Raw genomic sequence first — 23,573 nt, forward strand, 5'->3', positions numbered from 1 at the left:
AGATTCGTTCTGCACCTTTGCAATACAATAATCAAGTAATAACAATTAAAACAATGCAGATATGAAGAAGTTCGTTTTTTTACTGGTATGTTTTTTCTCAGTACAGACAATGTTGTGGGCAGATAATGACAAGCCGATTCAGGTGGGGCAATTGCCGACAAAGGCTCAGACCTTTATTACAACCTATTTTAAAAATCATAAGGTAGCCTTGGCAAAAATGGAATCAGGATTATTCAATAAGACCTACGATGTTATTTTTACAAACGGAGAAAAACTGGAGTTTGATCATTCTGGCAATTGGACTGAAGTCAAATGTCTGAAATCGGAAATACCTGCCGCCATCGTTCCTGCGCCCGTTAAAACATATGTTAAGACACACTATCCCGAAGAAAAGATACTTCAGATAGAACGTAAAGGTAAAGAATATGAAGTGAAACTTACTAACCATTGGGAAATAACCTTCGACAATAAATATCGTGTAATCGACATTGATGACTGATAAAAATTCAGCCCCTTAAAAGTTGTACAGATAAACTTTTAAGGGGCTGTTTGTTGGCGATAATCCGTCGTTTACAGGGAGTCATGTAGCTCTCTTTTATATTTCAGTTAGTTCGTTCCTCGTAAAAATCAGAACTTATAACTTAAAGAAATAGTCAGATTCCTGTTTTTCAAGTCGGGTGTCGCATCCCAGTACTTGTTGCTATATTCTCCGGCAGTTGTTTCACCTTTTTTATATTCATTAAGCAATCCCCAGTCATATCCCAGAGAAACAGAGTATCTTTTTTGTAGTTCCGCGCCAATCCGGAATCCGAGTCCGAAGTCAAACCGTTTCAGACCATTGTCTGCAAAAACATTTTCTTCATAGTCTTCTTTTACGTGACTCCCTTCTACATCCGTAATCGTAACGTCTTTCAGTTTGTGCTTGCCGAATAATCCGATTCCGAAGTATGGTCCTACTTCGCCGAAGACAGATACATTTCTTGTGATGTTATGCTTATAGCCGAAATGGATTGGTATATCCAGATAATAAGGATTCGTTTTTATGGTTCCCAGTTCCAGCCGGTCTTGCGAACATCCCTTTAATGACAAAATAGCTCCCGCGTTGATGTATCCTTTGGTATCCAAGGCAAATATCGGAAATTCAGCTCTGGCTCCTATATGGAATCCGGTGCGAGAACCTAATCCGCCAAGGTTGGAAACGTTCAATCCCACAGTTGCTTCCCATCGTGTCGGATCACTATTTTGTGCTTTAAGCTCCCATGTGACAGCAAATAAGGCTATCAATAAAATTACCCTTTTCATAATGTGATGAGTTTTGTTGGTCTAAATATAGAAAATAAACTCCACATGATAAGAGTTTGTACGGTGAAAGTTTCTAATTGTAATTTTTAAAAAAGGTAAAAATAAGAATCCGGTGTACTGATACAACCTTATGAATAAAAAAGCCCTGCAAGCATTCTGCATAGAGGCAGAAGCTTACAGGGCATGCAGTCTGTATAAAATTTATTCTTATGAGTTCATACTCATCAGAAACTCTTCGTTGTCTTTGGTCTTTTCCAGTCGGTCTTTTACAAAGTCCATAGCCTCTATCGGATTCATGTCGGCAAGATACTTGCGTAAAATCCACATACGGTCCAATGTTGTCTTGTCGAGTAACAGATCGTCGCGACGGGTACTTGATGCCGTAATGTTGACAGCCGGGAAGATTCGCTTGTTGCTCAGGTTGCGGTCCAGTTGGAGTTCCATGTTACCGGTACCCTTGAATTCTTCGAAGATAACCTCATCCATTTTAGAGCCCGTATCAATCAGGGCGGTAGCAATAATGGTCAGTGAACCTCCACCTTCAATGTTACGTGCGGCACCGAAGAAACGTTTCGGCTTATGCAGTGCGTTTGCGTCGACACCACCCGAAAGTACTTTACCCGATGCCGGTGATACTGTATTGTAAGCACGGGCCAGACGAGTGATAGAATCGAGGAAGATAACAACATCGTGACCACATTCCACCATGCGTTTTGCTTTTTCCAGTACGATGCCTGCTATTTTAACATGACGTTCTGCCGGTTCGTCGAAAGTAGAAGCAATGACTTCGGCATTTACACTGCGCGCCATGTCGGTTACTTCTTCCGGGCGTTCGTCGATAAGCAGCATAATCATATACACTTCCGGATGATTGGCAGCGATGGCATTAGCGATATCTTTCATCAAGATAGTTTTACCTGTTTTTGGCTGTGCGACGATCAGAGCACGCTGTCCTTTACCGATTGGAGCAAAAAGATCGACAACACGTGCCGACAAGTTGTCGTCATATCCTTTACAGAGCTTGAATTTTTCGTCCGGGAATAACGGAGTCAAATGATCGAACGGTACACGGTCACGTACCAGTCCGGGGTCCAGTCCGTTAATTTTTGATACTTTTACCAGCGGGAAATATTTCTCACCTTCCTTAGGCGGGCGAATTGTACCTTCAACTACGTCACCTGTTTTCAGTCCGAACAGTTTGATTTGTGACTGAGATACATAAATATCATCTGGCGAAGAAAGATAGTTATAGTCGGAAGAACGGAGGAATCCATAGCCGTCAGGCATTATTTCCAGAACCCCCGTACCAGCCAAGATGTCATCGAACTCATACGGTTTTTCTACCGGTTTAGGCTGTACCGGTTCTGCAACGGCAAGCTGAGGAGCCGGAAGGTTAGCAGTTGTATTTTGAGGAACGGTATGATTGTTGTTCTGAGATTGCTGTTGTTGCTGGCGTCCGTTCTGATTGTTGTTGCGGTTATTATTGTTGTAGCGTTGCTGGCGCTGCTGAAATTTGTTGTTATTGGGTTTATTTTCCTTTTCAGGTTTCTCGGCAGGCGCTGTCTGTGGAGCAGCTTCCATTTTTGTAGCTTCAAATTTTCCCAGCAACTCTGTCGGAAGTTCAATTTTTTCAGAAGGAAGATCTTCGATAGGAATAAAGTCGTCACCACCTGTAAGGTTCAGTTCCGGAAGCTCCATGTCATCATTGTCTACCGGTGTTGGAATTGTCTTTTCCTGAATAGGTTCTTCAGTATTTGTCTGATTTAATTTTTGTTCCTTTTCCAATGTAGCTTTGTTCTTGCTTCCGGGCTTACGTCCTCGTTTAGTCTTAGGCTTTTCGTCATTGGCAGGAGCGGCAACGCTTTCCGTCTGTTTTTCTGAAGGTTGTACATTTTCATCTTTAAAGAGCGGGGCAGGTGCTGGCAGGGGAGGAGTATTAGCTTCCAGTTTTTGTGCTTTGTCCTTTGTTGCTGTGTACACTTTGTCGCCTTCTTTTTTCACGCTGATACGTGAGCGTTTGCGAGGCTGCCCTTCTTTACGGTCTTCATTTGACTTGGCAGCTGCCGCTTTCTTGGTAGCACCGACGATTGCTTGTTCGTCCAGAATGCGGTATACCAGTTCTTCTTTACGTAGCGTACTGGTCTTTTTCAGTCCCAACTCTTTGGCAATCTGCTGCAATTCAGTCAAATCTTTGTCATTTAGTTGAATGATGTTATACATAAGTATAGTGTAATGAATTTAGTAAATACATGAAAGCATATGCGCATAGAATCACGCACAGGCATATGATAAGAAAGTGCCCGTATTATTTACGCTTGTCAGTAATTACAGTTATAATGATTGTTTTTTTATTTGATGTAAGTAAAAAGAAGTTTTTACACTGACAAAAGTAAGCCTTTTTCTGATATTATCCAATAAACTTGCCTTTTTTTTTCTTTTTTTCCTCTGTTTGCGAGAAAAGTGTTATTTTAGCGTTGAATTTTAACTTATAGATTTTTTTATACTAAAAAGCTAAACAAACAACATGAAGAAAGTAATTTTTACAGAAAAGGCTCCTGCTGCTATCGGTCCGTATAGCCAGGCTATCGAAGCAAATGGTATGGTATTCTTGTCGGGACAGCTGCCTGTTGATCCGGCTACCGGAGAATTTGCTCCTGGTGGAGTAGCAGAACAGACTGCACAATCATTCGAAAACATTAAAAATATTCTGGCTGAGGCTGGCTTGACTACTGCCAATATTGTGAAAACCACTGTATTCCTTGCAGATATGTCATTGTTTGCCGAAATGAACGGCGTATATGAAACCTACTTTGAAGGTGATTTTCCTGCTCGCTCTGCCGTTGCTGTAAAAGCATTGCCAAAAGGCGCATTGGTAGAAATTGAATGTATTGCAGTCAGATAATCTGACAGTTGCATTAAGTATATTGTCATTCAGGATGTGGCTGGGGCTGCTCCTGAGTGACATTCTTTTAAATAGAGTAATATGAAAGGGCTGAAATTCTTTTCTCGTATCGGTAATAAGTGGAAATTGTCCACATGTGTGCTGGGAGTTGTCGTAGTGCTGGTTGCGGGTATTTATATCTATCGGTATGAACCATTCCGTTCCAGTTTCGAAATTACGGACGAACTGGGCGGTAATATTTTCCCTGTCACCATCTTGTCGACGGCTACTACGGATGCCAATTTGATTGTTCCTGCAGATACCGGTTATATAGGTAATTCAAAATCGTGCATTGCCGTACGTATAAAGAGCACGTATAACAATAGTAAATTGAGGGTAGAGGTAGATGAAACCCCTTTCTTTTCACGCTCCGTGTCTGAATTTATTTTGCCCGAAGCGGGAAAAGAATATACCGTTTTTCCTGATATCGTGTGGAATTACAATGCCCTTCGTGAGAACGAGCAGGCTGTTCCGGTCAGTGTTTCCATGCATGTGGAGTTGAATAAACGCAAGCTGAGCGGTAGTGTACATACTTTTTCTGTGCGTAGCATCAACGAATGTCTGCTGGGATATATCGACAGCCGTATGAAATTTCATGATACGGGAGAATTTTTTGCCGCTTATGTGAATGAGGACAATCCGAAGATAGACCAGCTGTTGCGTGAAGCCTTGAATACACGCATCGTCAATCGTTTCTGGGGATATCAGGGTAAGAGTGAAGACATTGTCGACAAGCAGGTATATGCTTTGTGGTATGTTTTACAGAAAAGAAACTTTAAGTACAGTTCCATCAGCAACAGCAGCTTGTCGTCGAATGTAGTATTTACTCAGCGGGTCCGTACATTCGATGATGCCTTGCAGTCGGCACAGATAAACTGTGTGGACGGTAGTGTGTTGTTTGCTTCATTGCTTAAGGCTATCAATATCGATCCGATTCTGGTACGTATCCCCGGACATATGTTTGTAGGATATTATACCGACCGCATGCACCGGAATATGCATTTTCTGGAAACCTCGATGATAGGTGACGTAAATCTGGACGATTTCTTCCCCGAAGAAAAGCTGGATTCTACAGTGGCGGGAAAATCGCAGGAAAGTGTTTCGCGGCTGATGTTCGACAAGTCGAAGGAATATGCAACCCGTATTTATAAGGAGAATGAAAAAATGATTCATTCTGGTAAGCTGAACTATATGTTTCTTGAGATTGACAAGGCCACTCGTGCTTATATACAGCCTATCGGAAAATAAACAGGTAGAATAAAATGGAACTTATCTATTTATATCACAGCGGATTTGCTTTGCTGGGTGAAGGGTTTACCGTGATTATGGATTACTTTGAGGATTCGGTTTCGGCAACAAGTGGTGTTGTGCACGATGAGTTACTGAAACGTCCCGGCAAACTGTATGTGCTTTCCAGCCATTCTCATGCCGATCATTTCAATAAAAACGTGCTCACGTTTCGGGCAAAACATGCCGACGTTTCATTCATTTTCTCGCGGGATATTTTACAGCAGAAGCTGGCGGGGCCGGAAGATGCGATATGGCTGGAGAAAGGAGAACATTACGCCGATGAACTTTTGCAGATACATGCTTTCGGATCGACCGATATCGGTGTGTCTTTTCTTATCGAAGTGGCAGGGAAAAAGATATTTCATGCAGGCGACTTGAATAACTGGCACTGGATGGATGAAAGCGATGAGGCCGAATGGAGAGGTTACGAAAATCATTTTCTTCGCGAACTGAATGACATTGCCCGCTATACTCGCAGCATGGATGTGGTAATGTTTCCTGTCGATCCGCGCCTGGGGAGGGAGTATATGCGTGGCCCTCGCCAATTTGTAGAACAGATAAAAACTTCTATCTTTGTACCGATGCACTTCGACGAAGCATACGATAAGGCTGCTGCTTTCCTGCCCATAGCGCAGAAGAATGGCGCCTCGATGCCTGAAATACGGTCGAGAGGACAAAAAATAAGTTTAGAACTCAATAAATGAAAAGTATTATGCAAGTAAAAGGACGATTCGATCATTTTAATATCAATGTGACTAATCTGGAAAAGAGTATCAAGTTTTATGAAACAGCACTGGGATTGCATGAGTCGCACCGTAAGGAAGCTGGCGACGGTTCATTCATTCTGGTATATATGGCCGACGACCATTCTGATTTTCTGCTGGAGCTGACATGGCTGCGCGACCATACGGAGGCATACGAACTGGGCGAAAATGAAAGCCATCTCTGCTTGCGTGTAGAAGGTGACTACGATGAAGTACGCAAGTTCCACAAGGAAATGGGTTGCGTATGTTTCGAAAATGAAGCTATGGGACTCTATTTCATTAATGATCCGGACGACTACTGGATAGAGATTCTTCCGGTCAAATAATATGCCGCAGAGAAAATGTGTGTACGTGTCTTAGTATTGATTTCTTAAAAATAACATGGTTATGATGAAATATATATCCCCCGGTTCGTGGTTCTCACTGGAATATCCGTCAGACTGGCGCGAGTTTGAGGACACAGAAGACAGTTTCTTGTTTTACAATCCCGACAAATGGACGGGAAACTTCCGTATTTCAGCCTATCAGGGCGAGAGCCGGAATTATGCACAGGAGTGTATCGAGTACGAAATGCAGCAGAGTCGTGGAGTGAAACTGGTCAAGGTCGGCAAGTGGAACTGTGCCTATCTGACCGAGAGCTTTCAGGAAAACGGAGTATGGTATACTTCCCATATCTGGGTGACGGGTAAGGGGAATATCTCGGTAGAATGTTCGTTTACCGTGAGCAAAGGCGAAAGTGTAAAGGTGGCCGAGCAGATTATAGCGTCGCTGAATGTGCGTGGCGCAGGTGAAAAGCCATGGAAAGAAATTATTCCGGTGCGTGTGCTCGAGATAAATGCTATCAATGAAGCATACGACTGGGCTGTTTCTACCATCAAGAAGCAGCTCACCAAAGATTTTACTTCGAGTGAAGCCGATATAGACAGCATACAGAAAGTGATGGATAGCGGACGTTTCAACAAGAACCAGCGGTCGGCATGGGAAAGTTTTGGCTTTGCCTTCGGAGCGATTCTTGTAAATGAAATGGATGGCATGGACTGGGTGACAGTCGTAGACGGCGAGAAGGAGTATCCTGCCTTGCGCTTCGCTCAGACAGATGTTATGGTCAATCCGGCCCGATTGATATGGGATAAGGTGAAAAACGGCCAGCCTTGCGACTTGAAGGCCGAGTATGCGCGTATCCGTTCGGAAGTAGAGGCGGTACTCTGACCGTTACGATGTAAAATTAATTTAGAAGATAAAAGAGAATGATTCCATATTTACAAGTCGAGAATCTGACAAAATCTTTTGGCGACCTGCTGCTGTTCCATGAAATATCGTTCGGTATTGCACAAGGACAGCGTATCGGGCTGATTGCCAAGAACGGAAGTGGAAAAACAACGTTGCTGAATATACTTGCCGGAAAGGAAGGGTACGATGAAGGTACCATTACCTTCCGTCGTGACTTGCGGGTGGGCTATTTGGAGCAAAGTCCTTCTTACCCGGAAGAACTGACGGTGCTGGAGGCTTGTTTCCATCACGGAAACAGTACCGTCGAGCTGATAAAGGAATATGAGAAATGTATGGAAACTCCCGGAAATCCGGGGCTGGAGGACTTGCTGGCACGCATGGAACACGAAAAGGCGTGGGATTATGAGCGCCGTGCCAAGCAAATTCTTTCACAATTGAAAATCCGTCATTTCGATCAGAAAATCAAGCATCTTTCTGGAGGACAGCTCAAGCGTGTGGCACTGGCGAATGTCTTAATTACCGAACCTGACCTGCTGATTCTGGACGAGCCGACCAACCATTTGGATCTCGACATGACCGAATGGCTGGAAGAATATCTGAACCGTGCCAACCTGAGCTTGCTCATGGTAACACACGACCGTTATTTCCTCGATCGTGTCTGCTCGGAAATCATCGAAATAGACAACAAGCAGATTTATTCGTATAAAGGTAATTACAGTTATTACCTGGAGAAGCGTCAGGAACGTATCGATGCTACCAATGCAGAAATAGCACGAGCCAATAATCTGTATCGCACGGAGCTGGAGTGGATGCGCCGTATGCCTCAGGCGCGCGGTCACAAGGCGCGCTATCGTGAGGAGGCTTTTTACGAATTGGAGAAGGTTGCCAAGCAGCATACGTATGATACGAACGTAAAGCTCGACGTGAAGGCATCGTATATCGGCTCAAAAATTTTTGAGGCCGACCATTTGTGCAAGAGTTTCGGCGATATAAAGATTCTGGATGACTTTTCGTACATTTTTGCCCGTTATGAAAAAATGGGTATTGTGGGAAACAACGGAACCGGAAAGTCTACATTTATCAAGATTCTGATGGGTTTGGAGAAGCCGGACAGCGGTACGCTCGATATCGGCGAAACGGTACGTTTTGGATATTATTCGCAGGAAGGGCTGAAATTCAACGAGCAGATGAAGGTTATAGACGTGATAACCGACATTGCAGAGGTTATAGAACTGGGCAACGGCAAACGCCTGACAGCATCGCAGTTTCTGCAGCATTTTCTGTTCACTCCCGAAACACAGCATAGTTATGTCTATAAACTGAGTGGTGGAGAGCGCCGCCGTTTGTATTTGTGTACGGTGCTGATGAAGAATCCGAACTTCCTCGTTTTGGACGAGCCTACCAACGATTTGGATATTGTGACTCTTCAGGTGCTGGAAGAATACTTGCAGAACTTTAAAGGTTGTGTGATTGTTGTCAGCCACGACCGCTATTTCATGGATAAGGTTGTCGACCATTTGCTGGTATTCAAAGGTCAGGGCGATATACGCGACTTCCCCGGCAATTATTCCGACTATCGCGAATGGAAACTTGCCAAGGCGGAACATGAGAAAGAGGCTGCCAAGCCGAAAGAGGAAAAGACGCAGCGTGTACGCCTGAACGACAAGCGCCGGATGACTTTCAAGGAAAGAAAGGAATTCGAGCAGTTGGAGAAAGACATTGCCCAGTTGGAGGCGGAAAAGAAAGCGCTGGAGGAAGCCCTGTGCAGCGGTTCGTTGAGTGTGGAAGAGTTGACGGAAAAATCGAAACGTCTTCCGGCTTTGAATGATGAACTGGACGAGAAGAGTATGCGCTGGCTGGAACTGAGTGAGATAGAAGGCTGACGTTTCTCTCTTTTGAAGATAGAATTCTGTCGAAAAGATTAAAAGCCAACTAATTTGCATCTTTTAGAGGGAGTGCGAATTAGTTGGCTTTGTCATGTATGGAGTGTCATGAAGTTTCATCAGTCCTGTCGCGAGAAAAGAAAAAATTCCTCAGTTTGTTTCTCCGAAAATTTGTACAAAAGATTTTTGTTTTTGTACAAAAAATAAAAAAACGTCAGGACATTTTTAAAACAACATCTCCAGATTTGCTGGTAAAGAATCAGAGCCTTACTTGATTTGTGCTTGCAGAGAGTTATTTATAGACTCGATGTAATCCAGTATTTCCTTCCTTCCGGTTTTCTTTTCCGAAGAAGACACGAAATACGGAGGAAGTTCTTCCCATTGTTCTTTCAGTACTTCCATATACCGGTCGACATTGAATTTAGTCTTTCCGCTACTCTGTTTGTCGGCTTTCGTAAAGATGATGGCAAAAGGTACGCCGTTTTCTCCCAGCCATTCCATAAATTCGAGGTCTATTTTCTGAGGCTCCAGACGGCTGTCTACCAGCACAAACAGACAGGTCATCTGTTCGCGTTCGAGAACATAATATTCGATGAGTTTCTGAATTTTCTCCATCATTTTCTTGCCTCGCTGCGCATAGCCGTACCCCGGAAGGTCTACCAGATACCATTCCTTGTTGACAAGGAAATGATTGATGAGAAGCGTTTTTCCCGGAGTGGAAGAAGTCATGGCCAGCTTAGGCTGTTTGGTCAGCATGTTGATGAGGCTGGATTTTCCTACGTTCGACCGGCCTATGAAGGCATATTCCGGCAAGTTGGTCTTGGGGCACATGTCTGCCCTTGAATTACTGACTACGAATTCGGCACTGGTTATTTCCATATTAATCTGTTTTTACTGTCTGCAAAGATAGGATAAAAAGCGGCAATATGAAAATATGGCGGTATTTACTCTACTTTTCGAGGAATATCCGGGTTTCGTTGTATATTTGTACAATGAAATATATCTATATCGCAACAGGTTCCCTTTTCTTGGCGTTGGGAGTGATAGGCATTTTTTTGCCTGTGCTGCCTACGACGCCTTTTTTGCTGCTTGCGGCGGCATTGTTTTTCAAAGGTTCCCCACGCATATACAACTGGTTGCTGGAACATAAGTATCTGGGACCGTATATTCGCAGTTTCCGCGAGGAAAGGGCCATTCCGCTCCGGGCTAAGATTATATCTGTTGCCTTGCTTTGGATTACAGCCTTGCATTGTGTGCTTTTTCTGTTTCCTTACTGGTGGTTGAAGGGAATGATGGCACTTGTCACCATCGGAGTTACTATTTATATTTTATCGTTTAAAACCCGTTCTGCCCGATGAAAGAACTGCATTTTTACAATCGTGAAGAAGCGATTGCCCGCATGAACCGCTTCGGAGCACGGGGAACTGCATTTTTCTTCCTGATAAATTTTGATGAAACGGAATGTCTGGTTTCGGAGCTGAAGGACATCTCTCCAGACAGGCTGGCCTTTATTTTTCCGGAGGCTGCAAATGTGTTGCCAACATCAGCTCCGAAACCTGAGGCTATGTACTGGAAGTCTGCTCCGCAGGCGTATGAAGATTATTTTCGCTCGTTCGATATTGTTCACCGTAACTTGCATGCCGGCAATTCGTTTCTGACGAATCTGACTTGTGCTACGCCGGTGGAAACCAGTCTTTCCCTGCGGCAGGTATTCGAACATGCTACAGCTCGCTATAAGCTGTGGTATGACGATTGCTTTGTGGTATTTTCGCCTGAAACATTTGTCCGTATAGTCGATGGCTATATTTATTCGTATCCGATGAAGGGTACCATTGATGCTTCTTTGCCCGATGCCCGCAACTTGCTGCTGAACGATGAGAAGGAGGCTGCCGAGCATGCTACCATTACCGATTTGATACGCAATGACTTGAGTCAGGTAGCAACCGAAGTAACCGTTACCCGATACCGCTATCTGGACGAACTGCATACACATAGCGGACGCTTGCTTCAGATGAGTTCCGAAATCAGGGGACGCCTGTCGGAAAACTATCGGGAAGAGTTGGGTGGGATGTTCTTTAAACTGCTTCCTGCGGGTTCCATAACTGGAGCTCCGAAGAAGAAAACCGTAGAGATTATCCGGGAGGCGGAAACGTATGAGCGGGGATTTTATACCGGCGTAATGGGATATTTTGACGGACGGAATCTGGACAGTGCGGTGATGATTCGTTTCCTGGAACAGACGGACGGTGGACTGGTGTATAAAAGCGGGGGAGGTATTACTTTCCGTAGCAACGCCCGCAGTGAATATGAAGAAATGGTGAAAAAAATATATGTGCCGATTTATTGAAACTATTCGTATCGAAGGCGGGGAAATCTGGAATTTGCCTTATCATAACTTCCGCCTGAATGAAACTCGCCGGATGGTGTGGGGGAAACTGCCTGAGCTGGATTTGGCGGAATTCATTCATCCTGCACCTTATCGGGAGCGTACGCGTTGCCGTGTGGTATATGGTCGTGAGGTTGAGGATGTGAGCTATATACCTTATCACTTGCGACAGGTGCATAGCTTGAAACTGGTAGATTGTGACGAGGCTGATTATTCGCTGAAAAGTACCGACCGAAGTCTGCTGGACAAGCTCTTTGCCCGGCGTGGCGAAAAAGATGATGTACTGATTGTGCGAAACGGCTGTCTGACAGATACTTCGATAGCCAATGTCGCTTTATGGAACGGAACGGAGTGGCATACGCCTTCTTCTCCTTTGCTGAAGGGGACACATCGCCGGCGTCTGCTCGATGAAAAACAGCTTGTAGAACGCGACATAACCGTAGACGACTTGCCTCTTTATTCCCGCATCCGCCTGTTTAATGCGATGATTTCCTTTGGTGAAATAGAAATAGACAGCAGTGAGCTGGGCTATTAAATAGCCCAACCCTCTTCTTTTAATGCTTCTTTCAGTTGTGAGAAACGCTCCGCCTCTACGTCGTTTCTGATAAATTCATCGAAATTGGCAGTATTGATATCTGCCCATGTCTTGCCGTTTGCCACTTTCGTATCGGGTGCAAAGCTCAGATAGAGTTTCATCGCCTTCTGATAGTCGCCTTCCAGCATCCAGTAGTGCGCACGGTAACTGATGACTGAAGGCAGTTTCTTGAACTGCTGCGGCAGGCACTGGTAAATCATGTCGGCAGCTTCCTGCTGCGAGGCAAGTACTGCATAGTACATTCCGTCTATCTGTGTGTCTATTCCCTTACGGGTTGTTACGAAAGCATCGAAAACCTGTATGTTCAATATCTGGTTGATAATGAATATGCGTGGAACAGGACTATGGGCGCACATAGCCATGATATGTTCCGTATCGATGTTTCCGTCGAACATGTCGCGGAAAATCTTTTCGTACGGCAGCCGTACGCTGGCTACTCCCTGTGGCTGGAAGCAAATCCAGTAGAGGTTGCGGTCTGATATTCTTCCGTTCTTGTCGCGGTATGTGACACGGACCGGATGATAACAACAGATAGCCATCAACAATGCTTCTGCAACTTCTTCTCCGTTGCCGCCTTCCGAGAAGTCACAAGCCATGGCTTCGGTTGCAAAGGGTGACTCCAGACCTTCTATGTTGGCTATTTCATTGTACGGGATGAAGTGGTTTTCTTCGAGTATAACTTCCTTGCCTTCTACTCCCCAGATAAACAACTCGGCTTTCAGTTGCAGGGTGCGCGATTCGTAAATGTACTGGCAGCCGTCTGTTTCTGAGGTAATGCGTGTATACGGATAGTGCAGTGTACTTTCCTCCAGTCTGGCTTTCATCTCCTGATATGCTTCCAGTATATCTGAATGGTGAGACTGTTCAGGTTGCTGTGTAGCAGGTGTGGAAGCAGCTTGTCCGGTGGCTGGATGTTCTTCTCCGCCGTGAAGTGCTTCTGTCTGTACAGGAACCTCGTTGGATTCTTCTTGAGCGGGAGTTTGTGCTTCCTGCGATTGCTCTACTTCATTCTGAGGTTGTTTCGGCTCTTCCTGAATCTTATCTGACTCCTGAGTCTGTTCTTCTTTTTCTGCCGCTGCTTGCTGCTGCATGCTTTCCTCCAGTCGGGTCAGAGTGGCTTGTAACTCTTCTTTTTCTTTTGCAAGCTGTTCTTTCTCTTCACGCAAAAGGTGCATTTTCTTTTGCAGTTCAGAAAGGTTGCCCGAGAGGTTTGCATTTTCAGATTCAGCTGCATCAAGTTTCTCTTGCAGTCCGGATAAGTCTTTTTGTAAGTCGGTATAGTTTTTGGTCAGGTCTTCTATTCCTTTTTTCGCCTGCTCTTCATTTTGTACAGCTTTTCCTCTTTCTTCTTCCAGTTGTGAGTAATAATTTTTTAGAGCTTCATTTTCTTTTTTCAGTGTTTCAAGCTGTTTCTGCAGGTTTTCCAGTTCGCTTTTTCCGGCAGTAATACTTTCATTCTGCTTCAGTGCTTCCGACAGTTGCTGTTCCAGTTGCTCCTTGCTTGCTGTAATACATTCATTTTGTTTCTGTAATTCTGCCAGTTGTGCAGCATTTTGGCTCTGTTTCTCTTTCTCGTCGGCCAGCAAACGCTCCAGCTCATCTTTATCGGCTGAAATTGTTTTATTTTGTTCCAGCGCATCGTTAAGCTGTTGTTCCAGCTCATCTCTTCTGGTGGCAATCGTTTCGTTTTGCTTTAATGCCTCCGAGAGTTGCTGGTCAAGCTCATTTTTCTCAGTCGCAATGTTCTCGTTCTGCTTTTGTAAATCTTCGAGCAACGTACTGTTTTCGTCTTGTCCCTCTTTCAGATCTGTCAACTGACGTTCCAGCTCGTCTTTGTCGGCTGTAATTGTTTCGTTTTGTTTCAGAGCATCGTCCAACTGTTGTTCCAGTTCGTCTTTTCCAGCCGCAATAACTTCATTTTGTTTCAGTGCTTCCGACAGTTGCTGTTCCAGTTGTTCCTTGCTTGCAGTAATACATTCATTTTGCTTTTGCAGATCTTCCAGTTGGGCAACATGCTGGTTTTGCTTTTCCTTTTCATCAGTCAATTGGTGCTCCAGTTCGTTTTTGTCGGCTTCGGTTGCTGCATATTGTTTCAGAGTTTCGTCCAGTTTTTGTTCCAGCTCGTCTTTGTGAGCTGCAAGGCTGTCGTTTTGTTTCAGTGCTTCCGACAATTGCTGTTCCAGTTGTTCCTTGCTTGCAGCAAAACATTCATTCTGCTTTTTTAAATCTTCCAGTTGTGTTATACTCTGGGCCTGTTTTTCTTTTAAATCGGTGAGCTGTTGTTCCAGTTTATTTTTATCGGCAGTAATCGTCTGATTCAGTTTCAGCGCCTCGTCGAGCTTGTTGCTCAGTGACTGTATTTCGTTGTTGCGGGAAACGATTTCCTGCTCATCGCTTTGCATTTTTTCCAATCCGTTTTCTTTATCCGATTGCAATTTTGAAATTTCAGTTTGCAGATTGGATATTTCCTGCTGGTGTGCAGCAATGGATGTTTGCAACTGGCTAAGTTCTGTCTGTGCTACGGACAGTTCCTCCTGCGTTTCAGTCAACTGAGTACGTTTGTAGGTTACTTCCTTGTTCGCGTCTTTTACTTCGATGGAAAGTTGCTGGTTTTTTATCAGTAAAGCCTCGTTATCATTTTGTAATTGTTCGATATCGACGCCTGTCAGCTTTTTAATCAGATGAAAAGTGAGTTTGCTCATACAGTGTCAGAAGATAATTTGGTTAATTAATGTTGCAAATTACGCAAATATTTCCGAATGTTGGGTATAAATTACAATTTAAAATGCATCTTTTTACATGAAAAATCCATTCTATTCGATCTTTATCATTAGATTTGTATCTCAATTTTTAGAAAAAAAGAAATGCAAGATATTATAGCTAATAATGAATATTTAAGTGGAAACCGGACAAATAGTCTGATTAATCGTAAGATGATCTTCCGGATATTGGGTATTTTGTTGTTCATAGAGGGAGTAATGTTTCTTGTTTGTGCAGGCGTATCGTTATGTTACAGCGAACATAGTTATATTTATTTTGTATATTCTACACTGATAGCTGCTGTGGCGGGTAGCATATTGTTGTTTTTAGGGCGTAAGGCCGAAAATAAGCTTTCTCGCCGCGACGGATATTGTATTGTAGCTTTTACCTGGCTTTTATTTACAGTGTTTGGCATGCTTCCTTTTTATCTGAGTGGGGAAATTCCTTCGGTAAGCGATGCTTTCTTTGAAACAATGTCGGGGTTTACCACAACGGGGGCCACTATTCTTGATGATATTGAGTCGCTTTCGTATGGAATGTTGTTCTGGCGTAGCTTTTCTCAATGGATAGGTGGATTGGGAATTGTCTTTTTTACCATAGCTGTTTTGCCGATTTTCGGGGTTGGAAATCAGGTCTTGTTTTCGGCTGAGGCTACGGGAGTGACGCATGATAAGATTCATCCTAAAATCAGTATCATGGCAAAGTGGCTTTGGACTGTATATTTGTTGCTTACCGTGACTGAAACTATTTTGTTGATGCTGGGCGGCATGAACTTGTTTGATGCTGTGTGTCATGCATTTTCTACGACAGCTACCGGAGGATATTCTACCAAGCAAGATAGTGTGGCTCATTGGAATTCTCCCTTTATAGAATATGTGATTGCCATCTTTATGGTTTTGTCGGGAATTAATTTTTCCTTGTATTTTATGTGTTTGAAAGGTAAGTTCCTTCATCTGTTCAAGGATGATGAAAGCAGATGGTTTCTGATATCGGTGGGAGTAGTGACCTTGTTTATTATGGTTCCTCTGGTTACTCAAAATCATTATGGTTGGGAAGAGGCTTTCCGGAAGGCTTTCTTTCAGGTTGCCAGTATCCATACATCCTGTGGCTTTGCTACCGATGACTATAATGGCTGGCCTCCTTTCACATGGATGCTTTTGATTTATACGATGATGGCTGGTGGCTGTACCGGATCTACGGGTGGTGGTATCAAGAATATGCGTCTGGTTATTTTATTCCGGAATATGAAAAATGAGTTCAGCCGCTTGATACATCCGCGTGCTGTGCTGCCGGTGAAAGTGAATCAACAGACTATTTCTTTATCTACCATATCGACAGTCAATACGTTTATCTTGTTGTATATGATTTGTATTTTCATTAGTTGGGTGGTTTTGATGTTTTTGGGTCTGGGCCTTACGGAATCATTTGGACTGGTGGTTTCCAGTTTAGGTAATGTAGGACCGGGGTTGGGAGCGTATGGACCGGCCTTTTCATGGAGTACTCTTCCCGATATTGTCAAATGGATATTATCGTTCTTGATGTTAATTGGTCGATTGGAATTATTTGGTATTCTGCTTATGTTCTCGCCGGGATTCTGGCATAAACGTTGATGCTGTTATTACTTTTCGGTATATACAATTATTCCCCACAGATATGTTTCCTTCCGGACTTTAATCTGTGGGGAATTATTTTATATTCTTTTTACTGCCTGCATTAAAAATAAAGTCAAAAAATTATCATCACGACATATACGAACAACTGCTTTCCGGCATGTATAATAGACAATGAATCCGAATAGCTGTATAGGTCCGAATGGTTTTGGCTTATAGGCTGGCAACAGGTGGTTGGGTACGATTGTAAAAGCGGAAAATCTGTCTTTTTAATCGATGAAACGTTTCGTCAGATTTTTAAACTCGTCAATTCTTCTGTCGCGAAGGAAAGGCCACCAGCGGCGAACATTCTCGCTACGGTTCATATCAATGTCTACCACGATGTTCTCTTCTTTCAGGTTGCTGGCTTGTGCAAGAATTTCTCCTTGCGGTCCTGCCACGAAGCTGTTTCCCCAGAATTGTATGCCGTTTGTTTGTCCTGAAGGATCAGGTTCAAGTCCCACACGGTTGACTGCTATAACCGGAAGTCCGTTTGCTACGGCATGTCCGCGCTGTACGGTAACCCAAGCTCCGAGCTGGCGCATTTTCTCGTCTTGAGTGTCACTGCTTTCCCATCCGATAGCTGTTGGATAAATCAGCAGTTCGGCGCCTTTCAGAGCCATAAGTCTTGCTCCTTCGGGATACCATTGGTCCCAGCATACCTGTACACCTAATTTTCCCAGACTGGTTTCGATTGGTTCGAATCCCAGATCGCCCGGCGTAAAATAGAATTTTTCGTAGTAAGCAGGATCGTCTGGAATATGCATTTTGCGATATTTTCCGGCGATACTTCCATCGGCATCGAATACAACAGCAGTATTATGGTAAAGTCCTGGAGCACGTCGCTCGAACAATGAGGTTACCAATACAATGTGATAGGCTGCAGCAATATCGCTGTAAAATCCCGTTGATGGACCGGGAATCGGTTCAGCCAAATCGAACAAGGACGTATCTTCTGTCTGACAGAAGTAGGGGGTATTATGTAATTCCTGTAATACAACAAGTTGTGCGCCTGCTTGTGCTACAGAGGCAATATTGCGATGTAGCTTTTCTAAATTTGTTTTCAGGTCGTTTGTACAAGATTGTTGTACAATGCCCACACGGATAATTCTTTTCATATTTTTTCTGAGATTTTTAATGTTTGTTGGTCTTTACGTTTTCCGGATATTGCATAGTTACACAATGCAATGATCCATGCTGCTGAATGAGTGCGCGACAATCTATTCCTACGATTTCTCTGTCTGGAAAGGCTTGGGACAGGACGTTTGCTGCCAGTTGGTCATTTCCCGGTTGATTGTAGGTAGGATATAGTACAGCTTTGTTCATAATCAGGAAGTTTGCGTACGTCGCAGGAAGGCGCTCACCCTCTTCGTCGTAAACGGCTTCTGCCATTGGCAAAGGAAGCAGGCGGAAAGGTTTTCCTTCCAGTGTGCGGAAGGCCTTGAGTTGTTCTTCCATCAGTTGCAGCTCTTTGTAGTGCTCGTCGGAAGAATCAGTGCATTGTACATAAACAATTGTGTTATCCGGACACAGACGAGCCAGTGTATCAACATGACTGTCGGTATCGTCTCCTGCAAGGAAGCCATGGTCCAGCCATAAAATCTGTTGCAGGTTGAATCTTTCTTTCAGGTATGTTTCCAGTTCACTGCGGTCCATTGTATCATTCCGGTTGGGAGCAAGCAAGCATGTAGAGGTTGTCAGCAGTGTTCCCTGTCCGTCACTTTCTATCGAACCTCCTTCAAGTACGAAATTGCGACAGTTGATATATTCTCCGTTCAGTAGATTGCTTTGGTATACCCGGGTGTTTATCAGATTATCTTTATTGGCCGCAAATTTCATTCCCCAGCCGTTGAAACAGAAATCCAATAATAGGGGAGTTCCATCATTTTGCAATAAGGTGATGAATCCGTGGTCGCGTGCCCATGTATCATTGGTAGGACATTCTATAAAGTGTATATTATCCTTGCAGTCGAGGCCTTTCAGTATCTCGGGATATTCGGGAGCAACCAGCAAAAGAGGCTGGCGGGAAGCTATTTCACGAGCCAGATTGAGAAAACATGCTTCTACGTCGTCTAACATATAGTTCCAGTCGGTCCCGCTATGTGGCCACGTCAGTTGGATATAACTTTGCGGATGCCATTCGGCAGGCAAGAAGTAGTTCTTTTCCATAATGCAATAGTTTGTTTTTATAATGTTGTGTCTTTTTATTATCGTTATTGTTGGCTGTTACGTTTGCTTCTTCGTTTCAGTAAAATCCAGTCGAAAAGCTCACGCCAGTTGGTAAAGTCTTTTTTATACATCAAACCGATACCTTGTGTTGTCAATGTCGATTTGGTAAAGTATCTGTCGTTGGTCTGATTATATCCTTTCAGACGGAAATCTCCGTTCTTCGTGAGCAGCCACATCGCTTCAAAATCACCCACAAAATTTGTGTTGCGCATCGGATTGTCACGATAACCGAAATTGCCATTTATAATCAGGCGGTTGTTTAGTAATCTTCCTGAAAGTATAGCTTCTGCTTCTACATCGGTCCAGCCTTTGTCGCCTGTACTTAAATTTGTTCCGAGGTTCCAGTTCTGACTGTCTATTACTTGTGATAGCATATTGTTCAGTTGTCCTGACAGAGTACTGAAGGCTAAAGAGCTGGTAGCATCCGACTGATTAGCATTATTGGAATAATCGTATGTATAGAATTTGCCGATACTCAACAAATAAATGATTTGAGTATTCATTTGTTCCTCCGTACTGGTCAGGCTTCGTACCAGTTCGCGATCCTCATCACTCACGGTTGGAAGGTCGAGATCGAACTTGAGGGTAGGAGCTGTCAGATTACCTTTCAGATTCAGCAGGCAGTTAACTTTGACAGTTCCTTTTGTGTTTGAGGCATCAGCCACTAAGTCATTCAAGGATGCTGAGTTCACGGTGTATACAGCTTGTACGTCCAGATTGGCTTCTTTAGGATTACCATTAAATGAAACAGAGCCACCCGACTGGAGAATGAAGTCTTTATGAATTACGTTTTGCATACTCATTTTATAGATACCCTCTTCTATATTATAGTTTCCGAATATCTGGAAATCACCTTTGTTATAGTAATTTATGCGTAAGTTTCCCGTTCCATTTGCAGAGATATGATCTCTTGCTACTGGGTCCATGACAATACGCATCGTTGCAGCCGGAGTTGCCTCTATCTGGAAATTAATATGAGTATCCGTTGGCGTGTCTTCTTCTTCCTTATCCTCTTTCTTGTTTAAGTGGTGATATAATTCTGTCTGGATGCTCTCTTGCTTGCGGCGAGGAGTCTTGTCGACAAATGTAATAAATTGTGTATTGGTAGCTTCAGCGGCAGTCGCTGTGACATATGTAAACTTTGTTCCTGGATCAGTTCGCAATGTCCCGTCTACTGTCAGCATATTATTTCCTCCGCGTAATAATACATCGCCGGTAGTATATATTTGTCCATAGAAAGGAAATTCAGGTGTCTCTTTCTCTGTATGATATACTAACATTCTGTTGGTGTTAAAGCGGAAATTATAGGTCAGATTCTTTAGTTTTGTATGGTTAAGAGCACCATTGATCAGTCCTGTATGGCCTTCTGGGTCGGTAACACGTACGTTCTCGAAACTAAAACGTCCAGAACTGATACGAACCGAATCGGCATGTGCATTGAATGATGTATTCAGAATGTTCACTTTCATGCTGGCATCAGCCTGGGCACAGCCCTCCAAATCAAGTCCTGAAAAAGGCCCATATAAGCGAACATGTCCAAAAACTCTTCCTTGCATATTGGTAAATATATTTTCTATAAATGGCTGTAGGAAAGATAAATTCGTTCCTCCTGCCTGAATATTAAGGTTTAATCCTTTTTCTTTAGGGGAAACATATCCATCTACGTTCGTAAAATAATGCTCATTTTCTTTTATGTCAGCATGCAGTCGTACTCCTCCCAATTCATTGTCCCATTCTCCTTTGATATCTCCCAATCCTAATAAAGCATCATTTAGCGAGAAGTCTTTAACACTAAGGCGGGTATACATGACAGGCTTCTGCAACACATTGTGCAAGTGTACGCGTCCTGTGATTAAGCCATTGAACTTGACGGCATGAAACTGGATGATATCCATTACATACTGCAAATTGATGTTGCTCAAATCTACCAGACATGAGTCGCTTTGTTCTTTCCCGATACGTCCATTGGCCCGCAAATACTGATTCTGATGCTCGAACAAGAAATTATTGATTTCTATGAGATCTTTGTCGATTGTAATCTTTGAAGGATGTATCTTCCATATTGTATCGTTCAGAATAATTTTACTTGGACGGATATCAATAGAGGTTAAAAGCCTGTTTTTTTCTTCCGATTTCCGGAAGCTGGCAACTGTTTCTACGACTCCACTGAAAGTGGAAGGCACGTTGTTTCCCCAGTGGATTGTCGTTTTCAATTTATCTTCAGCTACACGGGAGTTGATAGCTAAGCTGATAGTTTCTCCCTTTTTCATACGCTTGTTGATGCGTAACTGACATTCCAGCTCATCTGCTGTGTTACTACAGAGGAAGGTTCCCGATTCAAAATAAGAGTCATTATAAATAAATTCAGGTAAATATCCCTGTATCTGTAAGCGTGTACGGCGATCATCGAAGTAACCATTCAATGTTGCAGGCATCCCTAATTCTACAGGTATATTGAATACCTTAGAAAACAGCTCTGTATTATCTAATTGAAAATGGAACTGGAAATCGTTATTCGTTTCGGGTAATTCTTTATTTAATGCCAGTAAAGAGGGAATATACCGTTGTAAAGTTTTCAGGATACTTGCCGGAAGCGTACGATATGAATAATTTCCCTTTACGCAGCCATTCAAAAAGGAAGAACGAATCTCGAGTTGTTTCTCTTTGTTTTTACCCGTATTTCCTGCTATGATACTTAAATTGTCGAGGTAATAGCATTGATCCTCTTCGGGAGCATTGACACTGACACTGTCGATGCTGATTTTACCTTGCATATCATCGATAGAATGGCCGCTGAAATCTGCGGTCAGACTCAGTGACATGTCTGTATCTTTATATTTATCGGTCAGATGCAAGTCATTAGGACAGAAGTTCCGAACTACCGCTCTTAAGTTAAAATCGGGTACAGCTTGCCGTGTTGCAAAATGTCCGTTTATCTCAATGTTTCCATTGCTATCGTCCAAAGACAACTTTCCGTTGAATCCTCCTGGAGTATATTTCCCGTCGAGCATGATATTACGGTATTCATACTGCTTGTATGTCAGTGATGATATATTTCCTTTAATGTATGATTCTGCTTTTCCGTCATGGTACTTAAAACCTTTTAATTCAATATCAAAAGTTGTATTTCCAAGAGTTTTCTCTTGGTCGAGTAATGCTCCCAAGTTTAATTCCGGGCTGATAATCTTACCGGAATAAGAACGTAGATGCGTAATCGTGTCCGAGTGCATGGTTACATTAGCTTGGATACTACCAACATCGGTCAGGAGTGTACCATGTGTTGTTAACTGACTTAGATAACCGGATATATCTCCGTTGAAGTTGATATCTCCAATTCGTTGTAATATTGCAGGAGTATTAGTCTTGCCTGTCAGATTTTGAATGAGCCAGCCAGTCCCTTCTTTATCAGCTTTCAGTTGTGCCAGATTGCCGAAGAGGAACATGTTATTTTTTTCATTCCAGTGATTTACCATAGCTTCTCCTTTCAGCAGAAGACTCTGATAATCGTTCGAAAGATAAATGTCTGTACATTTGGTCTGATATCCTTTCCCTTCGAGGGTGATACGCATATTAAGGGCATCATTAAAATGGGTAAACGATGGTACAAACATTGCCAGATCGGATAATGTTATGCTGGCACGTATGCGGGCCATATATCGTGTATCGTTGTTGATGATAGACGATGAAGCCGTGCTGTCGTAAGCAGCAGCAAGTGTATCGATGGCAAGTTCACTCTGAGGCAATGAAACTTCGATATTGTTAGCTTGCAGTCCGTGATGATTGGCTGTCAGTTTCAGGGCCAGTTTCTTTAGCTTAAATCCACTTTGCTCGTTGAAACTCAGTCGCTTGATCTGTGCGTTCAAGGAGTCTGGAGTCAATGCTTTCAGCGACAAGGTAGCCGAAAAATTCTGAATGCCCAGATGGTTGACGTTGAAACGCCCCGGAGTTTGTGCTGCAGAGAGAAGATCATAATAAATTTGCCCACGGCGAATCAGTACAGAATTAATTCTCAAATCGATATTCGATTGTTTCTTCACTGTATCTTTTGAAGCAAAAGCATCGAGGACAAACTGGAAGTTCGTTTTACTGTCGGGAGTCGGGCGATTTAGATGGGCATTCAATCCAAAAAGCTGAATGCTGCTGATGCGTATTTTCCCGTGTAATAACGGAGAAATTTCTACCTTGGCAGACAAACGGGCTATTTTAAGTAATTCTTGTCCCGACTTATCTTCCAGATAAACATTCTGTATAATGACACGGTTTAATAGTCCCAAGTCTATACTTCCGATGCTGACTTCGGTATGCATGATGCGGCTGAGTTCCTGAGCCGCAAATACAGAAAGCCGTTTTTGAATAAAAGGAAGACTCAAAACGGCGATAACTCCGAAATAGCATACCAATGCAATGATGATGGTAAATCGGACAATATGTTTGACTTTTCTGAATTTGCTCATGCGTACTGCTCAAAAATTAATCAAAATTACAAATATCACTTGAAGTAATCTATATTTTGCCATCTTATTTTACTATTTTTAAAAGAGTAT

The 23,573-nt window shown here is 43.2% G+C and carries 18 protein-coding genes; 11 read left to right on the top strand and 7 right to left on the bottom strand.

The annotated features are described in order from the left end of the window. The first annotated feature begins 61 nt into the window (after positions 1-61). Complete coding sequence (locus tag WKT12_RS09990) at positions 62-499, top strand: PepSY-like domain-containing protein (protein WP_021971460.1); 438 nt, start codon at positions 62-64, stop codon at positions 497-499. Positions 500-627: 128 nt separating this feature from the next. On the opposite strand, the gene WKT12_RS09995 is transcribed toward WKT12_RS09990, so the two are convergent. Further along, the gene (locus WKT12_RS09995; protein ID WP_021971461.1) at positions 628-1,302 is read right to left on the bottom strand and encodes a porin family protein; all 675 of its coding nucleotides are present in this window, start codon (positions 1,300-1,302) and stop codon (positions 628-630) included. 207 nt (positions 1,303-1,509) lie between these two features. Next, the gene (gene rho / locus WKT12_RS10000) at positions 1,510-3,522 is read right to left on the bottom strand and encodes a transcription termination factor Rho (protein WP_340319603.1); all 2,013 of its coding nucleotides are present in this window, start codon (positions 3,520-3,522) and stop codon (positions 1,510-1,512) included. A gap of 304 nt (positions 3,523-3,826) precedes the next feature. On the opposite strand from rho, the gene WKT12_RS10005 reads away from it, so the two are divergent. The 6 genes from WKT12_RS10005 (at position 3,827) to WKT12_RS10030 (ending at position 9,410) form a co-directional block, all read left to right on the top strand. After that, a complete protein-coding gene (locus WKT12_RS10005) occupies positions 3,827-4,204 on the top strand; it encodes a RidA family protein (RefSeq protein ID WP_340319604.1) in 378 nt (125 codons plus the stop codon). Between the two features lie 81 nt (positions 4,205-4,285). Then, positions 4,286-5,491 (top strand): hypothetical protein, encoded by a 1,206-nt coding sequence (locus tag WKT12_RS10010; RefSeq protein WP_021971464.1) that lies wholly within the window; start codon positions 4,286-4,288, stop codon positions 5,489-5,491. Positions 5,492-5,505: 14 nt separating this feature from the next. Continuing rightward, entirely contained in the window at positions 5,506-6,237 is a 732-nt protein-coding gene (locus tag WKT12_RS10015) for an MBL fold metallo-hydrolase (protein WP_021971465.1), read from the top strand. An 8-nt stretch (positions 6,238-6,245) separates the two neighbouring features. Continuing rightward, positions 6,246-6,623 (top strand): VOC family protein, encoded by a 378-nt coding sequence (locus tag WKT12_RS10020; protein WP_021971466.1) that lies wholly within the window; start codon positions 6,246-6,248, stop codon positions 6,621-6,623. Between the two features lie 64 nt (positions 6,624-6,687). Next, on the top strand, positions 6,688-7,506 hold the full coding sequence (locus WKT12_RS10025; RefSeq protein ID WP_340319637.1) for a DUF3805 domain-containing protein: 819 nt from the start codon (positions 6,688-6,690) through the stop codon (positions 7,504-7,506). 38 nt (positions 7,507-7,544) lie between these two features. Continuing rightward, positions 7,545-9,410 (top strand): ABC-F family ATP-binding cassette domain-containing protein, encoded by a 1,866-nt coding sequence (locus tag WKT12_RS10030; RefSeq protein WP_340319606.1) that lies wholly within the window; start codon positions 7,545-7,547, stop codon positions 9,408-9,410. A 267-nt stretch (positions 9,411-9,677) separates the two neighbouring features. Here the strand turns inward: WKT12_RS10030 and yihA are convergent, their stop codons facing one another. Beyond that, entirely contained in the window at positions 9,678-10,289 is a 612-nt protein-coding gene (gene yihA, locus WKT12_RS10035) for a ribosome biogenesis GTP-binding protein YihA/YsxC (protein ID WP_021971469.1), read from the bottom strand. A 113-nt stretch (positions 10,290-10,402) separates the two neighbouring features. Here yihA and WKT12_RS10040 point away from each other — a divergent pair, with 113 nt between their 5' ends. From WKT12_RS10040 to WKT12_RS10050, 3 genes are read left to right on the top strand one after another with little or no spacing between them, the layout of a single operon-like run. Next, on the top strand, positions 10,403-10,768 hold the full coding sequence (locus WKT12_RS10040; RefSeq protein ID WP_021971470.1) for a YbaN family protein: 366 nt from the start codon (positions 10,403-10,405) through the stop codon (positions 10,766-10,768). Between the two features lie 5 nt (positions 10,769-10,773). Next, on the top strand, positions 10,774-11,757 hold the full coding sequence (locus tag WKT12_RS10045; protein ID WP_340319638.1) for an aminodeoxychorismate synthase component I: 984 nt from the start codon (positions 10,774-10,776) through the stop codon (positions 11,755-11,757). Then, a complete protein-coding gene (locus tag WKT12_RS10050) occupies positions 11,741-12,331 on the top strand; it encodes an aminotransferase class IV family protein (protein WP_021971472.1) in 591 nt (196 codons plus the stop codon). Before WKT12_RS10045 ends, WKT12_RS10050 begins: the two co-directional genes overlap by 17 nt. On the opposite strand, the gene WKT12_RS10055 is transcribed toward WKT12_RS10050, so the two are convergent. Then, positions 12,328-15,093, bottom strand: coding sequence for a hypothetical protein (locus WKT12_RS10055; protein ID WP_340319607.1), 2,766 nt, complete (start codon positions 15,091-15,093; stop codon positions 12,328-12,330). The two genes, WKT12_RS10050 and WKT12_RS10055, sit on opposite strands and share 4 nt — an antisense overlap. A 162-nt stretch (positions 15,094-15,255) precedes the next feature. Here WKT12_RS10055 and WKT12_RS10060 point away from each other — a divergent pair, with 162 nt between their 5' ends. Then, complete coding sequence (locus WKT12_RS10060) at positions 15,256-16,761, top strand: TrkH family potassium uptake protein (RefSeq protein WP_340319608.1); 1,506 nt, start codon at positions 15,256-15,258, stop codon at positions 16,759-16,761. 269 nt (positions 16,762-17,030) lie between these two features. Here the strand turns inward: WKT12_RS10060 and WKT12_RS10065 are convergent, their stop codons facing one another. Genes WKT12_RS10065 through WKT12_RS10075 form a run of 3 tightly spaced genes read right to left on the bottom strand, consistent with a single transcriptional unit; the run spans position 17,031 to position 23,483 of the window. After that, positions 17,031-17,918, bottom strand: a complete 888-nt coding sequence (locus tag WKT12_RS10065; protein ID WP_340319609.1) for a carbon-nitrogen hydrolase — start codon at positions 17,916-17,918, stop codon at positions 17,031-17,033. Positions 17,919-17,934: 16 nt separating this feature from the next. Continuing rightward, positions 17,935-18,969 (bottom strand): agmatine deiminase family protein, encoded by a 1,035-nt coding sequence (locus tag WKT12_RS10070; protein ID WP_340319610.1) that lies wholly within the window; start codon positions 18,967-18,969, stop codon positions 17,935-17,937. Between the two features lie 44 nt (positions 18,970-19,013). Next, positions 19,014-23,483: a translocation/assembly module TamB domain-containing protein gene (locus WKT12_RS10075; RefSeq protein ID WP_340319611.1), complete on the bottom strand. Its 4,470-nt coding sequence runs from the start codon at positions 23,481-23,483 to the stop codon at positions 19,014-19,016. Positions 23,484-23,573 lie beyond the last annotated feature (90 nt).

The sequence above is a fragment of the Phocaeicola sp. HCN-6420 genome (assembly GCF_037890145.1).
Classification (GTDB): Bacteria; Bacteroidota; Bacteroidia; order Bacteroidales; family Bacteroidaceae; genus Phocaeicola.

Bases quoted from the DNA above. Each gene is read 5' to 3' on its own strand.
- WKT12_RS09990 (WP_021971460.1), top strand. From the start codon at position 62: ATGAAGAAGTTCGTTTTTTTACTGGTATGTTTTTTCTCAGTACAGACA.
- WKT12_RS09995 (WP_021971461.1), bottom strand. From the start codon at position 1,302: ATGAAAAGGGTAATTTTATTGATAGCCTTATTTGCTGTCACATGGGAG.
- rho (WP_340319603.1), bottom strand. From the start codon at position 3,522: ATGTATAACATCATTCAACTAAATGACAAAGATTTGACTGAATTGCAG.
- WKT12_RS10005 (WP_340319604.1), top strand. From the start codon at position 3,827: ATGAAGAAAGTAATTTTTACAGAAAAGGCTCCTGCTGCTATCGGTCCG.
- WKT12_RS10010 (WP_021971464.1), top strand. From the start codon at position 4,286: ATGAAAGGGCTGAAATTCTTTTCTCGTATCGGTAATAAGTGGAAATTG.
- WKT12_RS10015 (WP_021971465.1), top strand. From the start codon at position 5,506: ATGGAACTTATCTATTTATATCACAGCGGATTTGCTTTGCTGGGTGAA.
- WKT12_RS10020 (WP_021971466.1), top strand. From the start codon at position 6,246: ATGCAAGTAAAAGGACGATTCGATCATTTTAATATCAATGTGACTAAT.
- WKT12_RS10025 (WP_340319637.1), top strand. From the start codon at position 6,688: ATGAAATATATATCCCCCGGTTCGTGGTTCTCACTGGAATATCCGTCA.
- WKT12_RS10030 (WP_340319606.1), top strand. From the start codon at position 7,545: ATGATTCCATATTTACAAGTCGAGAATCTGACAAAATCTTTTGGCGAC.
- yihA (WP_021971469.1), bottom strand. From the start codon at position 10,289: ATGGAAATAACCAGTGCCGAATTCGTAGTCAGTAATTCAAGGGCAGAC.
- WKT12_RS10040 (WP_021971470.1), top strand. From the start codon at position 10,403: ATGAAATATATCTATATCGCAACAGGTTCCCTTTTCTTGGCGTTGGGA.
- WKT12_RS10050 (WP_021971472.1), top strand. From the start codon at position 11,741: ATGTGCCGATTTATTGAAACTATTCGTATCGAAGGCGGGGAAATCTGG.
- WKT12_RS10055 (WP_340319607.1), bottom strand. From the start codon at position 15,093: ATGAGCAAACTCACTTTTCATCTGATTAAAAAGCTGACAGGCGTCGAT.
- WKT12_RS10060 (WP_340319608.1), top strand. From the start codon at position 15,256: ATGCAAGATATTATAGCTAATAATGAATATTTAAGTGGAAACCGGACA.
- WKT12_RS10065 (WP_340319609.1), bottom strand. From the start codon at position 17,918: ATGAAAAGAATTATCCGTGTGGGCATTGTACAACAATCTTGTACAAAC.
- WKT12_RS10070 (WP_340319610.1), bottom strand. From the start codon at position 18,969: ATGGAAAAGAACTACTTCTTGCCTGCCGAATGGCATCCGCAAAGTTAT.
- WKT12_RS10075 (WP_340319611.1), bottom strand. From the start codon at position 23,483: ATGAGCAAATTCAGAAAAGTCAAACATATTGTCCGATTTACCATCATC.